This is a genomic window from Streptomyces griseus (assembly GCF_001715295.1).
Taxonomy (GTDB): domain Bacteria; phylum Actinomycetota; class Actinomycetes; order Streptomycetales; family Streptomycetaceae; genus Streptomyces; species Streptomyces griseus_G.
Map to the genome: position 1 here is coordinate 1183374 of NZ_MDKB01000003.1, position 17451 is coordinate 1200824.

At 72.1% G+C, this 17451-nt stretch carries 13 protein-coding genes and 1 other RNA gene; 1 reads left to right on the forward strand and 13 read right to left on the reverse strand.

The features are described 5' to 3' along the window. Positions 1-141 precede the first annotated feature (141 nt). The 8 genes from BA175_RS21365 to BA175_RS21400 all read right to left on the reverse strand — a co-directional run bounded on the left by BA175_RS21365 (position 142) and on the right by BA175_RS21400 (position 11825). On the reverse strand, positions 142-2517 hold the full coding sequence (locus BA175_RS21365; RefSeq protein WP_069173025.1) for a HelD family protein: 2376 nt from the start codon (positions 2515-2517) through the stop codon (positions 142-144). 283 nt (positions 2518-2800) lie between these two features. Further along, positions 2801-3364 carry a GNAT family N-acetyltransferase gene (locus tag BA175_RS21370; protein WP_069173026.1) on the reverse strand — a complete coding sequence of 188 codons (564 nt, stop codon included), beginning with the start codon at positions 3362-3364 and terminating at the stop codon, positions 2801-2803. Positions 3365-3427: 63 nt separating this feature from the next. After that, entirely contained in the window at positions 3428-4570 is a 1143-nt protein-coding gene (locus BA175_RS21375) for a uroporphyrinogen-III synthase (protein WP_069173027.1), read from the reverse strand. 130 nt (positions 4571-4700) lie between these two features. Beyond that, complete coding sequence (locus BA175_RS21380) at positions 4701-6032, reverse strand: nitrate/nitrite transporter (protein WP_069173028.1); 1332 nt, start codon at positions 6030-6032, stop codon at positions 4701-4703. A gap of 236 nt (positions 6033-6268) precedes the next feature. Next, a complete protein-coding gene (locus BA175_RS21385; protein WP_438947358.1) occupies positions 6269-7507 on the reverse strand; it encodes an acyltransferase family protein in 1239 nt (412 codons plus the stop codon). Between the two features lie 347 nt (positions 7508-7854). Beyond that, complete coding sequence (locus BA175_RS21390; RefSeq protein ID WP_107407601.1) at positions 7855-10044, reverse strand: glycosyltransferase; 2190 nt, start codon at positions 10042-10044, stop codon at positions 7855-7857. After that, positions 10045-10689, reverse strand: a complete 645-nt coding sequence (locus tag BA175_RS21395; protein ID WP_069173031.1) for a hypothetical protein — start codon at positions 10687-10689, stop codon at positions 10045-10047. Between the two features lie 140 nt (positions 10690-10829). Beyond that, positions 10830-11825, reverse strand: a complete 996-nt coding sequence (locus tag BA175_RS21400; protein WP_069173032.1) for a LysR family transcriptional regulator — start codon at positions 11823-11825, stop codon at positions 10830-10832. Between the two features lie 122 nt (positions 11826-11947). Between BA175_RS21400 and BA175_RS21405 the strand changes: the two genes are divergently transcribed. Further along, on the forward strand, positions 11948-13198 hold the full coding sequence (locus tag BA175_RS21405) for an MFS transporter (RefSeq protein WP_069173160.1): 1251 nt from the start codon (positions 11948-11950) through the stop codon (positions 13196-13198). A gap of 169 nt (positions 13199-13367) precedes the next feature. Here BA175_RS21405 and ssrA read toward each other — a convergent pair. From ssrA to ftsE, 5 genes are all read right to left on the reverse strand, one after another. Then, positions 13368-13755, reverse strand: a transfer-messenger RNA (tmRNA) gene (gene ssrA, locus BA175_RS21410). 129 nt (positions 13756-13884) lie between these two features. Next, entirely contained in the window at positions 13885-14373 is a 489-nt protein-coding gene (smpB, locus tag BA175_RS21415; protein WP_069173033.1) for an SsrA-binding protein SmpB, read from the reverse strand. 18 nt (positions 14374-14391) lie between these two features. After that, the gene (locus BA175_RS21420; RefSeq protein ID WP_069173034.1) at positions 14392-15579 is read right to left on the reverse strand and encodes a S41 family peptidase; all 1188 of its coding nucleotides are present in this window, start codon (positions 15577-15579) and stop codon (positions 14392-14394) included. A 68-nt stretch (positions 15580-15647) separates the two neighbouring features. Then, complete coding sequence (gene ftsX, locus BA175_RS21425; protein WP_069173035.1) at positions 15648-16568, reverse strand: permease-like cell division protein FtsX; 921 nt, start codon at positions 16566-16568, stop codon at positions 15648-15650. A 120-nt stretch (positions 16569-16688) separates the two neighbouring features. Continuing rightward, positions 16689-17378 (reverse strand): cell division ATP-binding protein FtsE, encoded by a 690-nt coding sequence (gene ftsE, locus BA175_RS21430; protein WP_014046319.1) that lies wholly within the window; start codon positions 17376-17378, stop codon positions 16689-16691. Between the last annotated feature and the right edge of the window lie 73 nt (positions 17379-17451).

The window sequence follows — 17451 nt, forward strand, 5'->3', positions numbered from 1 at the left end:
GTTGGGCCCGGGGGCTTGGATCGAGCCGGTGCCTCCCCCAGGCTAACAAAGACCCCGGAAAAGTGATTCCCGTACGACGCGTCGAGTCGGTGACGAGCCTCCGGCCGCTCCCCCGGACGGGCCCTCGCCACCACTCGCCCGTCAGTCCCTCAGCAGGTCGGGGACACCGTTCCCGTCCGGCAGGTCCCGCTCGCCGGACACCACAGTCAGCTGCTGCGTCGCACGGGTGAGCGCCACGTACAGCACCCGCAGCCCCGCCGGGGACTCGTCCGCGATCTCCGCGGGCGAGACGACCACCGTGGCGTCGTACTCCAGGCCCTTCGCCTCCAGGCTGCCCAGCGCCACCACCCGCTCACCGAGTTCCTCGAGCCAGCCGCGGGCCTCGGCGCGGCGGTCCATCGCGACGACCACGCCGACGGTGCCGTCCACCTCCGCGAGGAGCCGGCGCGCCTCCTCGCGTACGGTCCCCGCGAGATCCCCGCCCCGCACCGGCTCGAAGCGCGGCTCCACCCCCGTGGAGCGGACCGCCGCCGGGGACTCCATCCCCGGCATGGCCAGGGCCAGCACCTTCGCCGCGAGCTCGGCGATCTCCGCCGGGTTGCGGTAGTTGACCGTGAGGGTGAAGTGGCGCCGGGGCCGGCTGCCGAGCGCCTCGTCACGGGCGGCGGACGCCTCGTCCGGGTCCGACCAGGAGGACTGGGCCGCGTCACCCACGATCGTCCAGGTGGCGTGCCGGCCCCGGCGGCCGACCATCCGCCACTGCATCGGTGTCAGGTCCTGTGCCTCGTCGACGATGACGTGCGCGTACTCGGTGCGCTCCGCCGCCAGCCGTTCCGCCCTCTCCCGCTGCGTCTCCTCACGCCGGGGCATCAGCTCCTCCAGGCCGGTGAGCTGGTCCAGCGGGTCGAGCTCGCGCTTCTTCTTCGGACGGTGCGGGGTACCCAGCAGCGTCTGCAGTTCGTCCAGGAGCGCCACGTCGTGCACGGAGAGGGCCCCCGTGCCGTCCTCGTCCAGCCGCTTCAGCGAGCGGGCGAGGCGGCGCACCTCGCCCTGGTTGAGGATTCGGCGCGCCCACCGGCCCAGCCGCCGCTCGTCGGCCATGGCGGCCAGCACCCGGCGCGGGGTGAGCTCCGGCCACCAGGCGTTCAGGAACTCCAGGAACACGGGCTCGGTGGAGACGTCCTCGTCGAACGAGGAGCGCAGCTCCGCGACGAGTTCGGGGTCGGTGTACCGGCCACGCCCCGACGACTTGCCCCACAGGGCGTCCAGGAGCAGCTTGCGGGCGCGGGGGCGCAGCAGGTTGACGGGCGCGGTGCCGCCGAGGACGTTGTGCCGGATGCGGCGGAGCTCGTCCGCGTCCAGTTCGAGCCGGGCGCCGAAGGCCACCACCCTCAGCCGGGTGGGGGTGCCCGCCCCGGCCGGGGCCTCTTCCTCGCCGAACGCGAGCTGCCCGTCCTGGGCCGCGGGGCGGGGAGCGGGCTGCTCCAGGGCCCCCCGGGCGGCCTTGCGCAGCACGTGCAGCATCCGGGAGGAACCCTTGATCCGGGCGACGGCGGGCTCGTCGTACGTGGTGGCCCCCTCGACGCCCGCCGCCTCGTCGGACAGGGAGCCGACCGCGCGGATCGCGACCTGGCCCTCCTCGCCCAGCGAGGGCAGCACGCCTTCGGTGTAAGCGACCAGGAGCGGGGTCGGAGAGACCACGAGGATGCCGCCCGCGTACCGGCGCCGGTCCTGGTAGAGCAGGTACGCGGCCCGGTGCAGGGCGACCGCCGTCTTGCCGGTGCCGGGCCCGCCGGACACCTCCGTGACGGAGGCGGCGGGGGCGCGGATCACCATGTCCTGCTCCGCCTGGATGGAGGAGACGATGTCGCGCATGGTGTGGCTGCGGGCCTGGCCCAGTGCGGCCATCAGGGCGCCGTCGCCGATGACGGGCAGCGTCTCACCGCCCAGGAACGCGGTCAGCTCCGGACGCATCAGGTCGTCCTCCACCCCGAGGACCCGGCGGCCCTTGGAGCGGATGACCCGCCGGCGTACGACCCTGCCCGGATCCCTGGGCGTCGACCGGTAGAACGGTGCGGCGGCCGGGGCCCGCCAGTCGATCACCAGCGGCGCGTAGTCGGCGTCGAGGACCCCTATGCGGCCGATGTGGAGCGTCTCGGCGATGTCGGCGGTGCCGTCCTCCCGGACGGCGTCGTCAGCGGGTTCGACCGAGGTGAACGCGCCGTCCGGGCCGCGCACGCCGTCCTTGCCGGCCAGCAGGTCGATCCTCCCGAAGAGGAAGTCCTCGAACTCGCTGTTCAGCCGGTTGAGGTGGACGCCGGCGCGGAAGACCTGGGCGTCGCGCTCGGCGAGCGCGCCGGGGGTACCCACCTGGCCCCGTTGACTGGCGTCACGCATGAGGAATTCGGCCTCGTGGATCTTCTCCTCGAGGCGGTGGTAGACCCGGTCCAGATGTTCTTGCTCGACACCGGTCTCCCGGTCCCGCAACGAATCGACAGCGGCATCCTGCGCGGCCACCGAGGCCCCCTTCTGACGTGCATCGGGCAGCCGTCAACCCTACGCGACAGGGGGGCTCCCCCGTGCACCCGCGACCCGGTTCTTTTTGAGGCGCTTCGCCTCGTTCCGCCTGATCCGGCCTGCGGGCCGTGCCTCCTCTCCCCCGCCACCCCGGCGGTCACGGGTGGCGCGGCGCGAACCGGGAAGGGCCGGCGGGCACGTACCGCACGCCGCGAGGCGGCGCCGGTGCCCGGCCACCCGCCCCCGGTCGCCGCAGACCGCGCCGGGACCCCGGCGCCGGGGTTCAGCGCTGCGGCGGGCCGTCGTGCAGGATCCTCTGGAACAGGTGGTGGTCCGCCCACGCGCCGTTGATGTGCAGGTAGCGCGGCGCCGTACCGACCCTCTCGAAGCCCGACTTGGCCAGCACCCGTTGCGAGGCCGCGTTGTCGACCACCGTGCCCGCCTCGATCCGGTGCAGCCCGAGGGTGTCCCGCGCAGCCTCGCAGACGCGGCCGACGGCGGCCGTCGCCAGCCCCTGGCCCGCCCGGCCGACGTCGACCCAGTAGCCGAGCCGGGCGTTGCGGAACGCCCCGCGCTCGATGGACGCGAGCGTCATCGCGCCCACGACCCGGTCCTCCTCGTCGGCCAGCACCCAGGGCATCGCGCGCCCGGCGTCCCGGTCCGCCAGCAGCCCGGCCAGGCGCTGCGCCTGACCCTCGGGGGTGTAGTAGCTCTCGGGACGCACGGGCTCCCAGGGACGCATGAAGGCACGGCTGCGGGTCAGCGCCTGCGCGAAGGACGCGGCGTCGCCGAGCACCGCGGGCCTCAGCCGGACGCCGGCGGTCAAGGGGTGGATGTCGTCGGTCATCCCCGCACGGTAACCGCCCCGGGATGCGAGGGCGTACGGGGTTCGGCAGCCGGCGTACGCGCCTCAGGTGCCCGCGTACTTGGTGTCGGCCGAGGGGTCAAGTGCCAGCCGGTAGCCGCGTTTGACGACGGTCTGGACCAGCCGCGGCGCCCCGAGCGACGAGCGCAGCCGGGCCATCGCCGTCTCCACCGCGTGCTCGTCCGTGCCGCTGCCCGGCAGCGCCCCCAGCAGGTCGGCGCGGGAGACGACCCAGCCCGGTCTGCGGGCGAGCGTGTGCAGCAGGGCCATGCCGGCGGGAGGTACCGGGCGCAGCGCCCCGTCGACGAGGACCGCGTGTCCCCTGATCTCGACCCGGTGCCCGGCGACCGGCAGTGTGCGGGAGCGGGCGGGCAGCTGGGCGCAGAGCAGCTGGACGAGCGGGCCGAGGCGGAAGCGTTCCGGCTGGACGGTGTCGACGCCCCGCGCCTGCAGCGGAAGGGCGGTGACCGGTCCCACGCAGGCCGCGAGGACGTCGTGGCCCAGGGCGGACAGCACCTCGGGGAGCATGCCCCGGGCCTCGGCCCGGTTCAGGTAGGAGGCGGCGGCGGGGGCGCTGGTGAAGGTGAGGGCGTCGAGGCCGCGGGCGACGGTGACGTCCAGCATGCGGTCGAGGGGTGCGATGTCCTCCGGGGGCATCCAGCGGTAGACGGGTACGCCGACCACCTCGGCGCCCGCCGCGCGGAGCGCCTCGACGAAGCCGGGCAGGGGCTCGCCGTGCAGCTGGAGGGCGACCCTGCGGCCCGAGACGCCCTCGTCCAGCAGCCGGTCCAGCACCTCGGCCATCGACTCGGAGCCGGGCGACCACGCCTCGGTGAGGCCGGCGGCCCGGACGGCGCCCTTGACCTTGGGGCCGCGGGCGAGCAGTTCGACGCCGCGCAGCAGGTCCAGGAGCGCCTCGCCGACGCCCCAGCCGTCCGCGGCCTCCACCCATCCCCGGAAGCCGATGGCGGTGGTGGCGACGACGACGTCGGGGGCGTGACCGATCAGTTCCTCGGTGGCGGCCAGGAGTTCGCTGTCGTCCGCGAGGGGCACGATCCGGAGCGCGGGCGCGTGCAGGACCGCGGCGCCCCTGCGCGCGAGGAGCGTCCCGAGCTCCTCGGCGCGACGGGCGGCGGTCACCCCGACCGTGAAGCCCGCGAGGGGCCCGTGCTGTGCGTCGTCGTGCATGGCGTGATACCCGGCTCTCGTCCCGCTGGTGCTCGATGCTGCGGAGGACCGAGACTGCCAACCCTGCGTGACAGGCTCGGTTCACTTGCGTTTCCCGCCCGTTACGTCACCTGACGCCCCCTGGCCATCGTCACACCTCGGCATAGCCGAGCCGGTGCTTCGCGGGCGTCTCCGCGGTGCGCCGAAGGTATACCGCCCAGGTGACGGTGAAGCAGGCGGCGTAGAGGACGAGGAAGGCCCAGAAGGCGGCCGTGCCGGCGCCCGAGGTCGCGAACGACTGCCGGAACGCGAGGTTGATCGCGAGGCCGCCCAGTGCGCCGACGGCGCCGATGAGCCCCATGGCCGCACCGGAGAGGCGCCGCCCGTAGGCCGCCGCCTCCTCGCCCCGCAAACCCTTGGCGACTCCCTGGGCGTGGAAGATGCCCGGGATCATCTTGAACGTCGATCCGTTGCCCAGTCCCGTGAGCACGAACAGCGCGATGAAGCCGACGAGGAAGACGGCCAGCGACTCGGTGCCGGAGGCGTGGACGACGACACCGGTCGCCGCCGCCATCGCCGCGAAGTTCCACAGGGTGATGCGGGCGCCGCCGTACCGGTCGGCCAGCCGCCCGCCCACGGGACGGATCAGGGAGCCGAGCAGCGGGCCGATGAAGGTGAGCGAGGCGGCCTGCAGCGGGGTCCGGCCGAACTGGGTCTGCAGGACCAGGCCGAAGGCGAAGCTGTACCCGATGAACGAGCCGAAGGTGCCGATGTAGAGCAACGACATGACCCAGGTGTGCGGATCGCGCACGGCCTGGAGAGCGGCCCCCGTGTCGTTCCGCACGGGCCTGAGGTTGTCCATGCGGAAGGCGGCGCAGAGCGCGGCGGCGATGATGAGGGGCACGTACACGCCGAGCACGATCCGCGGGTGCGCCGCGCCCGCCGTGCCGATCACCAGGAGGCCGACGAGCTGCACGACCGGTACGCCGATGTTGCCGCCGCCCGCGTTGAGTCCGAGCGCCCAGCCCTTCCTGCGGAGCGGGAAGAAGGCGTTGATGTTCGTCATCGAGGAGGCGAAGTTGCCGCCGCCGATGCCGGTGAGCCCGGCGACGACGAGAAACGTCGTGTACGAGGTCCCCGGCTCCATGACCACGAAGGCGGCGACGGTCGGTACGAGCAGCGACAACGAGCTGAAGATCGTCCAGTTGCGCCCGCCGAACAGGGCGACGGCGAAGGTGTACGGCACCCGGGCGACGGCCCCGACCAGGGTGGCCGTGGAGATCAGGAAGAACTTCCCGGCCGGGTCGATGCCGTACTCCGGTCCCATGAACAGGACCATGACGGACCACAGGGACCAGACGGAGAAGCCGATGTGCTCCGAGAGCACCGAGAACCACAGGTTCCGCCGGGCGACACGCTCGCCCGTCCCACGCCAGAAGGTCTCGTCCTCCGGCTCCCACTGCTCGATCCAACGACCGGCCATCACGCGCCTCCACAGGGGTCGGGGTGTTGTGGTCCCGACGCTAGGGAGTCCGCGTTTCGGCGCGGTGCCACGAGGTGACCGGTGCGCAACCTTGCTCTCACTCCGCGGGCCGGGACGCGGTGAGCCGTGCCCGCCGCACCCCTCCCGGAGGGCTCAGCGCCTGTCGGGGGACCCGGGACCGTACGGCGGACGCGGTCCGGTGCGTGGCCGCTCGGTCAGAGGCCACCCACAGGCGCTCAGGCACGGCGGGGGCCCTTGTCCGCCCCGTTGGGCCACAGGCGCGGCCGGCGCTTGGCGGCCACGTCCTCGACCCAGCCGAAGGCCAGGATCGCGACACCGAGCAGCGGCCAGATCAGGACGAGGATGAGGCCGTCGTACGCCATCTCGACGTACGAGCCGAACGTGTCGCCGAACCACGGGATGTTCCAGGACTGGTCGATGATCTGCGCGGCCGCCATCAGCAGGATGTTGTGCCACAGGTAGATCGTCACGGCCCGGTTGTTGGCGAGGGTGACCAGGCTGTCCCAGCCGGCGAGCTTCCCGGGAAGCTGCTTCCAGGAGGGCGCGTACAGGAGCAGGATCGCGCAGAAGCCGAGGGACCAGGTGGCCTGGGCCAGCGGGATCTCGTCGAGGTTCCAGCCCTCCTCGGTGAGGTGGCCGGACGCCCACCAGAGGCCGAAGCCCATGACGATCGCGGCGCAGGACACCGCCAGGTAGCGGGGGATCTCCTCCAGCAGTCCGTCGTTGTGGGCGAAGCCGAGGATCCAGCAGGACCCGAAGACGGCGAAGTCGATCAGTACCTCGCCCCCCTCGCCGGGGACCGTGACGAGCTCGGTGCCGATGACCGCCGTGAGGACCACCGGGGCCAGCAGGGTGACCCACGGCAGCCTGCGGAAGGCCTTGAGCAGCAGGGGCGAGGCGAGCACGAACCAGAGGTAGGCGCGGATGTACCAGAGCGGTCCCGCCGCCTGGTCCGCCCAGGACACCTCGAGCCAGCCGCCTGCCGAGCCGCTCTCCTCGGGGTAGGGAGGGGTGCCGACCGGGAGGAGGTAGTAGCCGATCTTGACGAACCACCACAGCCCCTCCTCGCGGACGGGTTTCCAGCTGAGCGCGAACATCACCGGTACGGCGATGAGGGAGAACGCCCACAGCGGGGGAAGCAGCCTGCGCAGCCGGCCGCGGATGACGCTCGCCGCGGGACGGGCCAGCGAGCGGGCCATCAGGGAGCCCGCCAGCGCGAACATCACGCCCATGGACGGGAAGAGCACGGTCAGCCAGGCCCAGCCGAACAGGTGGAAGCAGACGACGCGGACGAGGGCGACGGCCCGGAGCAGGTCCAGGTAGCGGTCGCGTCCCGGTTTCCCGGCGGCGGGCGCCACGGCGGGGTCGGCGGACCCCGGTGGCGCCGGGGCGTCCTCGGCCGGGTACGCGGCCGGGGCGGCGGGCTGCGGGGCGGTACGGGTCCCCCCGGGCACGGACTCGGCCGGCGCCGGGGCGGGGCCGCCTCCCGGATGCGCGGCGCCCTGCGCCGGGTACGCGCCACCGGCCGGGTGCGGGGTGCCGCGCTGCGGGTACGCGCCACCGGGCGCCGGGTACGCGCCGCCACCGGGCGGGTACGGGGTACCACGCTGCGGGTACGCGCCACCGGGCGCCGGGGGCGACCCGACGTGGCTCGGGTGGCCGCCGCTCGGCGGGTACGGGCCGCGGGCCGCCGGGGCGCGGCCGGGCGACGCCGACAGGGCGCCGCCGTCCTGGGCCCGGGTGCCGCCCTCCCCCGGCCGGGCGCCGCCGTGGCCGTCCTGCCAGGGTTCGTTCGGGTGGGTCATGCGACCGGCCTCCGGTCCCTCTCCGCGTTCCTGCGGTTCTGTGTACCGCCGGGGGCCTCGACCACTCCCGTACGGCGCAGCTTCTGCCAGCGCAGCCGGCCGCCGGTGAGAGCGGTGATCCAGGACTGGAGCAGTACGACGTACATGAGCTGCCGGTAGAGGACCTGCTGAAGCGGCAGGGAGATCAGGTGGGTCATGCGTTCCTTGTCGAGCCGGAACGCGTAGGCGGCGCAGACGGCCTGCACCAGCAGCACGCCGAACCAGGCGGCGACCGTCTTCCCCGTCGGGCCGAAGACCAGCCCGTACAGCAGGAAGACGTCGATGAGGGGGGCGAGCAGCGGGGCCACCACCATGAACAGGGAGACGAACGGCAGTCCGACGCGCCCGAAACGGCCCGAGGGCCCCCGCTCGACGACCGCCCTGCGGTGCTTCCAGATGGCCTGCATCGTGCCGTACGACCACCGGTAGCGCTGGGACCACAGCTGCTGCACGGACTCCGGCGCCTCGGTCCAGGCCCGGGCGTTCTCCGCGTAGACGACCCGCCAGCCGTCGCGGTGCAGGGCCATGGTGACGTCGGTGTCCTCGGCGAGGGTGTCCTCGCTCATCCCGCCGATCCGGTCCAGGGCGTCCCGGCGGAAGGCGCCGACCGCGCCGGGGATGGTGGGCATGCAGCCCAGCAGGTCGTACATCCTGCGGTCGAGGTTGAAGCCCATGACGTATTCGATGTGCTGCCAGGCGCCGATCAGCGAATCGCGGTTGCCGACCTTGGCGTTGCCGGCGACGGCCCCGACCCGGTGGTCGGCGAACGGCTGGACGAGCTCGCGCACGGTGGAGGGCTCGAAGACCGTGTCGCCGTCCATCATCACGACGATGTCGTGACGGGCGTGCGCTATGCCGTTGTTGAGGGCCGCCGGTTTGCCGGCGTTGGCCTGCCGGACCACGCGGACGTTCGGTATCCGCATCGCCTCGACGACGTCGGCCGTACCGTCCGTCGAGCCGTCGTCGATGACGATGACCTCGATCGGGTAGTCGCTGGCCACGAGCGAGCGCACGGTCGACGCGATGCACTTGCGCTCGTTGTACGCGGGCACCAGCACCGACACCGGGCGGGTGAACGGCTCGCCCCAGGAGAAGCCCCTGCGGCGCACCTTCCTGGCGTGCAGGAAGGACAGCAGCAGCATCAGGCCGAAGCGGACCATGACGAGGACCCCGATGACCGCGAGGCCGACCACGAGCACGCTGGTGACGTGCTCGGAGATGCCGACACCGTAGACGAACGCCTTGCCCTTCCAGAGCGCGAAGCCGCTGACCGGGGTGTGGGCGCTGGAGGCGCCGAGAGCCGCGGTGAGGTTGGTGAACTCGTAGCCGCGCTCCTGCATCTGCGGCAGGAACTTCCCCAGGGCGGCCACGGTCTGCGAGCGGTCGCCGCCGGAGTCGTGCATCAGGATGACGGCGCCCTTGCCGTCCTCGGGCGTGGCCTGCTCGATGATCGCCCGGACACCGGGGCGCTTCCAGTCCTCGCTGTCGGTGTCGTTCACGACGGTGAGGTAGCCGCGGCCGCCGATGTACTGCGTCACCGGCCAGGACTTGTCGTCCATGGCGTCGGAGAACGAGGAGTAGGGGGGCCGGAAGAGGGAGGTGCGGATGCCCGCCGCCCCGGCCAGCGCCAGCTGGTTCTGGGAGAGCTCCCAGTCGATGCGGCGGGCCGACTGGAAGGAGAGGTCGGGGTGGTTGAAGGTGTGCAGCCCCACCTCGTGGCCCTCGTCGACCATGCGCCGTACGAGGCCCGGGTAGCGCGAGGCCATGGTGCCGGTCACGAAGAACACCCCGTGCGCGTGGTGCTCCTTGAGCTCGTCCAGGACGCGGGGGGTCCAGACCGGGTCCGGACCGTCGTCGAAGGTCAGGACGATCCGGTGGTCGGGTATCCGGAGAGTCCCGGCCTTGCCGGGTGTGCGGGCGTCGATGACCGGTCCGCCGTCGAGGACCTCGGGGGGCACCTGGGTGGTCGGAGCGGGAGGCTGGACGCGGTGGTCGGCGAGGATCTCGCTGTGCACGTACCCGCGCAGCATCAGCATGGCGAGGAGGGCGACGAGGAGGAGCGAGGGGAGCAGGTAGCGCATGGGGAGCCTGCGCCGAGCGGTCCGCTTCTTCCTGTGCTGCCCGGCCCGCGGGGCGGGGGGTGTCATCTACTGGGCGCCTTCTCCTGGTTGCACCGGTGGGGCGGCGGGGTCCGGGAGCGCCGGCGCGCTCTCCTCGACGGGGCTCCCGGTACCGGCCGACGGCGTGGGACTGCCGGAGGACGGGGCGGGGGCCGGGGTCTCGGGGACGGGCGCCGCGGGTGCGTCCTCCGTCCTGGGCGGAGCACTGGTCCCGGGGGCCGAGGCCGGCGCGCCGCGGCCCGCCGGGAGGAGGCCGGAGGAGGCGGCGGACGGGAGGTCCGTGGGGGCGGAGGGAGAGGCGTCGGGGCCGGCGCCCGGAACCTCCTCCGCCGCGCTCCCGGTGGGGACGGGCCGTACCCCGACGTCGCCCGCCTTCTGCTCCTCCTGCCCGGAGAGCGGAAGCAACGGGGCCGAGGAGTTCCCGCCGAGCACGGCGACCACCAGGGTCACGGCGTAGGCGGCGCAGATCCCTGCGAGCAGCCAGCCCAGCCGCCGGTACGTCTTGCTGCGGCGTCCGCTCTCGTCGACGAAGACGGGCCCGTCGGCAAGGCCGGGGACGCGTGGGTCGGCGGGCAGTTCGGAGAGGTGCCGGCCGAGTGCGCCCAGTTGGATCGTGACCTCGTGCGGCTCGTGGGTATGCCCGGTACGGGTATCTTCGCGCCAATTTTCCACGGGTGTTCGCTCTTCCCCCACTCAGTGAAACAGGCGCGCGGAAATGACTGGTTTCTTGCCGTCGGACGGGCCCCCACCCTGCCCTCGCGCCACGTACCACCGTGCACCGGGGCTCCGAATGTAGCGCACCACCGCCACATTCAGGACCGCGTCTCAGTGGTTGTGAAGAAACGGTGACGCATGAGTGATGCGTCGGTTTCGGGCAGCCACGATTCAGGTGGCCTCACCATCCATCCCTCCGCGGCAGCCAGTTCGGCCGCGGCGGCCCGCAGGGCACCCAGTCCGGGATGGTCCGGTCCGGCGCGCCACACCATCATCAGGGGCGACAGGGGCACCGGGCGCACCAGGGGGCGGACCACCGTGCCGGGCAGCGGCGGGAAGTCGACGACGGCCAGTACCGGATTCCCCGACTTCGCCATCACCCGCTGGAATTCGGCCACTCCCACGGCGAGCGGAGCGGGGGGAGCGAGCACGATGTCCCACTCCGCGAACAGCCGGGAGGCCAGATCCGTCCACTCCAGGGTGCGCGTGTTGCCCGCCCCCGCGTAGACGGTCTCGCCGGACAACTCGTCCATGGCGACGACCGGGCGGGCGGCGAGGTGATGCTCGCGCGGCAGCATGACGGCCATCGGCTCGTACCGCACCGGCTGTACGCGGAGGCGGGCGAGCACGCCCGGTTCGAGCCCGGCGGCCCGCCCGAAGGAGACGTCGAGACGGCCGGCGAGCACCTCGCCGGCCGCGTAGGTCAGGCCGCTCTCGAAGCGGGCCATCAACTCGCACTCGGGCGCGAGCTCACGCGCCCTGGCCAGCACCCTGGCCGCCGCCATCCCGTCGGTGTTGAGGTCCACGAGCAACGGCCGGGCGGCCGGATCGGCGAACGCGGCGGCGAGGTGGTCCTGCGCGTCGAGCACCCGCCGCGCGTACGGCAGGAGCCTCTCCCCGTCCGGCGTGAGGGAGACCTGGCGGGTGGTGCGTACGAACAACTCCCTGCCCAGCTCGCGCTCCAGTCGGCGGATGTCCCGGCTCAGCGCCTGCTGCGCCAGGTAGAGCCGGGCGGCGGCCCGGGTGAAGTGCAGTTCCTCGGCCACGGCGAGGAAGGCGCGCAGGAGCCGGGGGTCGATGTCGGAGGGTGCCATCCCAGAAATTTACAACGGGAGTGCGTGAATCGGTGCGGAGCAGGTGTTGGACGGTCCGGACCCGGCGCGGTGAGAGTTGACGCGTGCCCGACGAAACCCTCGCCACCCCGCCTCCGCCCCGCCTGTCCACGCCTCCCGCGCCCGTTGCCGCGCCCGCACCCATCGCCAGGCCTGCGGCCGAGCCCGGCAACCCGTACCGCCGGCTGCTCGCCACCCCCGGCGCGCGCGCCTTCACCGCGGGCAACCTCATCGCCCGGCTCCCCATGGGGATGTTCAGCGTCAGCGCCGTCATCATGATCGCCGGGGCGCACGGGTCGTACGCCCTGGCCGGAGCGGTCACCGCGACCGGGCTGGCCGCGACCGCCGTGGTCGCCCCCTGGACGGCCCGGCTCGTCGACCGGTACGGGCAGGCCAGGATCGCCGTGCCCGCCACCGCCGTCGCCGCGCTCGGCTCGCTCGCCCTCGTGCTCTGCGTGCACTACGACGCCCCCGTCTGGACCCTCTTCGCCTCCTACGCGGCCACGGCCACCACGCCCAACACCGGCGGGATGTCCCGGGCCCGGTGGGCGCACCTGCACAAGGGCGATCCGGCCGCCCTGCACACCGCGAACTCCTTCGAACAGGCCGTCGACGAGCTGTGCTTCATGCTCGGCCCCGTGCTGGCCGCCTCTCTGTGCGGGGCGCTCTTCCCCGAGGCCGGCACCCTCACCGGTGCGGTCCTGCTGATGACGGGCGTCGTGGTCTTCGCCGCCCAGCGGGCGACCGAACCCCCGGTGGCCCCCCGCGACACCCGCGCGGGCTCCCCGCTGCGGGCCCGGGGCATGCCCGCCCTGCTGACCGTCTTCCTCGCCACGGGTGCCGTCTTCGGTGCCATGGAGGTGGTCTCGATCGCCCATGCCGGGGGCGCGATCCTCGCCCTCCAGGCGGGCGGCTCCTGCGTGGCCGGACTGCTCTACGGGTCGCTGCGTCCCGCCGCGAGCGTCGAGCGCCGGCTGGTCCTCTGCCTCACGGGCATGACCGCGCTGATGTCCCTCCCGCTGATCGCCGCGTCCACCACCGGCTCCCTGCCGGTACTGGCGGGCTGCCTCCTGCTGGCGGGCGCGGCCACGGCGCCCACCATGGTCACCGGCATGACACTGATCCAGCGACTCACCCCGCAGGCACAACTCAACGAGGGCATGACACTCGCCGTCACCGCGCTCCTGGGCGGCATAGCGGCAGGCTCGGCGACCGGCGGCTGGCTGGTGGAACACGCGGGTACGGCCACGGGTTACGCGGCACCGCTGTGCGCGGCGGCCCTGGCCCTGGTCATCGCGGCGGTCCCGTTCGCGGCGCCGCGCCGGCCCGCACCGGGCGCCACGGACGGCGCATGAACGTCCTCGCGCCTTCGCACATTCCGCGCCGCGTTCCGCCCGCCCGCGGCCCCTCACCGAGACGCGGAGGTACCCGCGCCGGCGGCCCGCCGTCCCCGAACCGGCCGGCCGGGACGTGAAAAAGCCTCCGCCCCGCGAGTGAACTCGCGGGGCGGAGGCTTACATGGGGTGGTGGAGATGGCGGGAATCGAACCCGCGTCCAACGGTGCAGAACCAGGGCTTCTCCGAGTGCAGTTCGCTGCGCTTTTCTCGGCCCCGGAGGTCACGCGAACAAGCCTCCGACAGGCTCAGTCACTGTTTGATTTCCTTCTGGGCCCCGTGACCGGGCTCAGAAGTTTAGATCCCTGAATGATGCCAGGATCCGGGTCGGGATCACCCCCGGGCTGACACTCCGCAGAGTCTTCGCTTAGCTGCTAATTAGGCAGCGAGGGCGAAGGCGGAGGAATCGCGCTTGGAATTGGCGATTATTGGTTGCGACATATGGTTTACGAGATCATTGCCGCTTCCTCGACTCGCTTCCCCTGCTTCGACATCCGCTGTCGAAACCGATCATCCCCATGTTGATTTTTCAAACGTGCACCTTCTGGGAGGCGCACGGCCCATCGTACGTGACCAACGCACACGGATGCCACCGTATTCCGGCGGCCCCGCGACCGAAGCCCCGGAGCGCGCCGTGCGGACCCCGGTCACGCGCTCCGCTGGCGCCGGCGGGCCGCCGAGATCGCGCGGTTCGTCTCCCGCGTGTCCTGCTTCTCGCGCAGCGTCTGCCGCTTGTCGTACTCCTTCTTGCCCTTCGCGAGCGCGATCTCGACCTTGACCCGGCCCTCCTTGAAGTACAGGGCCAGCGGCACGATGGTGTGGCCGCTCTCCTGCGACTTGGACGCCAGCTTGTCGATCTCGGCCCGGTGCAGGAGCAGCTTGCGCTTCCGCTTGGCCGCGTGGTTGGTCCAGGTCCCCTGCACGTACTCGGGGACGTGGATGTTGTGCAGCCACGCCTCACCGTTGTCGATCTGGACGAAGCCGTCGACCAGCGACGCCCTGCCCATCCGCAGCGACTTGACCTCCGTGCCCATGAGCACGAGGCCGCACTCGTAGGTGTCGAGGATGTGGTAGTCGTGCCGCGCCTTCTTGTTCTGCGCGATCATCTTGCGCCCGGTGTCTTTTTCCTTGGCCATAGTGCGGTCATTTTCGCACTACGACCCACCCCCGAGGCCACTCAATACCGTCTCGGCCCGCTTCTGGGCCCCCCGGCCCGCCCCGACGTCCGGCGTGATGCCGTGCCCCTCGACGCTCCGGCCCGCCGGGGTGCGGTACTGCCCGACGGTCAGCTCGGCCACCGAGCCGTCCGGAAGCTCGCTGGGCATCTGCACGGCCCCCTTGCCGAAGGTGCGCGAGCCGACGGTCACGGCCCTCCCCCGGTCCTGCAGGGCGCCGGTGAGCAGTTCGGCGGCGCTCATCGTGCCACCGTCCACCAGGACGACCACGGGCCGCTCGGTGTCCCCCCCGGGCTCGGCGTAGAGCGCCTGCTCCTCACCGTGCACGTCGTACGTGGCGACCAGGCCGCCGTCCAGGAAGGCCGAGGAGGCGGTGACGGCCTCGGTGACCAGGCCGCCGGAGTTGGCCCGGAGGTCCAGGAGGATGCCCGCCCGCTCGGGGGCCGCGTCCACGGCGTCGCGCACCGCCGTGCCCGCGCCCTTGGTGAAGGCGGCGACCTTGACCAGTACGGCGGATGACGGGTCACCGCCCAGCCGCCGGACGGTCACCGGCTCGGGCGTCAGCCTGGCACGCCGCAAGGACTCGGTCCAGACGTGCCTGCCGCGCCTCAGCCCCAGGACGACGGACGTGCCCTCGACCGCCTCCGTCCCGTCCCCGCGCAGCAGGGCGACCACCTCGGAGACGGGGCGCCCGCCCACCGGCCTGCCGTCGACCGTGCGCAGCTGGTCCCCGGGGCGTATCCCCGCCCGGTCCGCGGGACCACCGGGCTGGACGCCGCTGACGGTCACCGCTCCGTCCGCCGTGCGGCGCGCGGAGACCCCGACCCCCGTGTACGAGCCGTCGAGGGCCCGCTCGAACTCCTCGTACTCCCGCTCGTCGTAGACCGCGCCCCAGCGGTCCCCGCTGCGGCTGACGACCTCCTCCGCGGCGTCTGCCCCGGACTTCCCGTCCGCCGCGGCCTCGGCGGCCGCGGCCACCATCTCCCGGCGGTCCACGGGACCCACGGTGGAGGAGACGGAACGGGCCTTCATCTCGGTGCCCGCGTCGTCCTCCTGGGGCAGGGACCCGGTCGCCGCGCCGGCGGCGAGCACGCTCGCGAAGACCAGTGTCAGCGCCGCCCCGCGGCCGACACCGCGGGGTACCAAGGAATGCATGAGGCCCGGCATGGCGCCGAGTCTAGGACAACGCCCCTGCCGCGCACGGCCCGTCGGCCGCACGCCGCACGGGGCGATCGTCACACCTTGAGGTACTTGCGCAAGGCGAAGAGAGCGGCAACGGCGGGCATCAGCAGCCCGATCGCGAGCACCAGCGGGAGCTTGGTGAGGACGGCGTCCCAGCCGATGAAGTCGATCAGGTTCAGCTTCTCCTGCAGCGCGAGTCCGCCGTCGATGAGGAAGTACCGGCCGGCGAGCAGGATCACGCAGGCGAGCAGTCCGCCGATGAGCCCGGCGAACGCCGCCTCCATGATGAACGGCATCTGGATGTAGAAGCCGGAGGCCCCCACCAGCCGCATGATGCCGGTCTCCCGTCTGCGGCTGAACGCCGAGACGCGCACGGTGTTCACGATGAGCATCAGCGCGATGATCAGCATCAGCGCCATCAGGAAGATCGCGGCGACGTTCATGCCGTTCATGAGCTCGAAGAGGTTGTCCAGGATGCTCCGCTGGTCCTGGACGGACTGCACCCCGTCACGGCCCGCGAAGGCCGTCGCGACGACCTTGTACTTCTGCGGGTCCTTGAGCTTGACCCGGAACGACTCCTGCATCTGGTCCGGCGTGATGCTGCCGGCCATCGGCGAGTCGCCGAACTCCTCCTGGTAGTGCTTGTACGCCTCGTCGACCGTCTCGAAGAGGACCGGCTTCTGCACCGCGTCCATCTTCTCGAGGTCGGCCTTGATCTCCTTCTTCTGGTCCGCGGTGACGGCACCCTTGGCGCACTTGGGCACGTCCTTGGCGTCGTTCTTGTTGCAGAGGAAGATCGAGACGTTGACCTTGTCGTACCAGTAGGTCTTCATCGAGCCGACCTGCTCGCGCAGCAGCAGCGCGCCGCCGAACAGGGCGAGCGAGAGGGCGACGGAGACCACGACCGCGAAGGTCATCGTGAGGTTGCGGCGGAGACCGACGCCGATCTCCGACAGGACGAACTGGGCGCGCATGGCGTCCTTTCAGTACTCGATGCTCGTGCAGGTGCGTGAAGGGGCGAAGCCTTTGCCGGGCGTGTTCCGGAGCCCGTGCGGGCGAGACCTGCGAAACACGCCCCAAGGGCGGGACGGCCCTCAGTGCTGGTAGCCGTAGACGCCGCGCGCCTGGTCGCGGACGAGACGGCCCTGCTCGAGCTCGATGACGCGCTTGCGCATCTGGTCGACGATGTTCTGGTCGTGGGTCGCCATGATCACGGTGGTGCCGGTCCGGTTGATCCGGTCCAGCAGCTTCATGATGCCCACGGAGGTCTGCGGGTCGAGGTTGCCCGTCGGTTCGTCGGCGATCAGCAGCATCGGCCGGTTGACGAACGCCCTTGCGATGGCGACGCGTTGCTGCTCACCACCGGAGAGCTCGCCGGGCATGCGGTCCTCCTTGCCCCCGAGACCGACGAGGTCGAGGACCTGCGGCACGGCCTTGCGGATCTCGCCGCGGGGCTTGCCGATGACCTCCTGCGCGAAGGCCACGTTCTCGGCGACCGTCTTGTTGGGCAGGAGGCGGAAGTCCTGGAAGACCGTGCCCAGCTGGCGGCGCATCTGCGGCACCTTCCAGTTGGACAGGCGCGCGAGGTCCTTGCCCAGCACGTGGACCATGCCCTGGCTGGCGCGCTCCTCGCGAAGGATGAGCCTCATGAAGGTGGACTTGCCGGAGCCGGAGGAGCCCACCAGGAAGACGAACTCGCCCTTCTCGATGTCGAGTGAGACGTCCCGGAGAGCTGGACGGCTCTGCTTCGGGTAGGTCTTGGAGACGTTGTCGAATCGGATCACGGATGCACCACGGTCGGCCGGGAGTAGGTGTGCGTGACCATACGCGAACCGGGCTGACGCGTGCAGTCGGCGT

Coding starts and splice junctions, on each gene's coding strand:
- BA175_RS21370 (WP_069173026.1), bottom strand. CDS start 3,364: ATGACCGACGACATCCACCCCTTGACCGCCGGCGTCCGGCTGAGGCCC.
- BA175_RS21375 (WP_069173027.1), bottom strand. CDS start 4,570: ATGCACGACGACGCACAGCACGGGCCCCTCGCGGGCTTCACGGTCGGG.
- BA175_RS21380 (WP_069173028.1), bottom strand. CDS start 6,032: ATGGCCGGTCGTTGGATCGAGCAGTGGGAGCCGGAGGACGAGACCTTC.
- BA175_RS21390 (WP_107407601.1), bottom strand. CDS start 10,044: ATGACACCCCCCGCCCCGCGGGCCGGGCAGCACAGGAAGAAGCGGACC.
- BA175_RS21400 (WP_069173032.1), bottom strand. CDS start 11,825: ATGGCACCCTCCGACATCGACCCCCGGCTCCTGCGCGCCTTCCTCGCC.
- smpB (WP_069173033.1), bottom strand. CDS start 14,373: ATGGCCAAGGAAAAAGACACCGGGCGCAAGATGATCGCGCAGAACAAG.
- BA175_RS21420 (WP_069173034.1), bottom strand. CDS start 15,579: ATGCCGGGCCTCATGCATTCCTTGGTACCCCGCGGTGTCGGCCGCGGG.
- ftsX (WP_069173035.1), bottom strand. CDS start 16,568: ATGCGCGCCCAGTTCGTCCTGTCGGAGATCGGCGTCGGTCTCCGCCGC.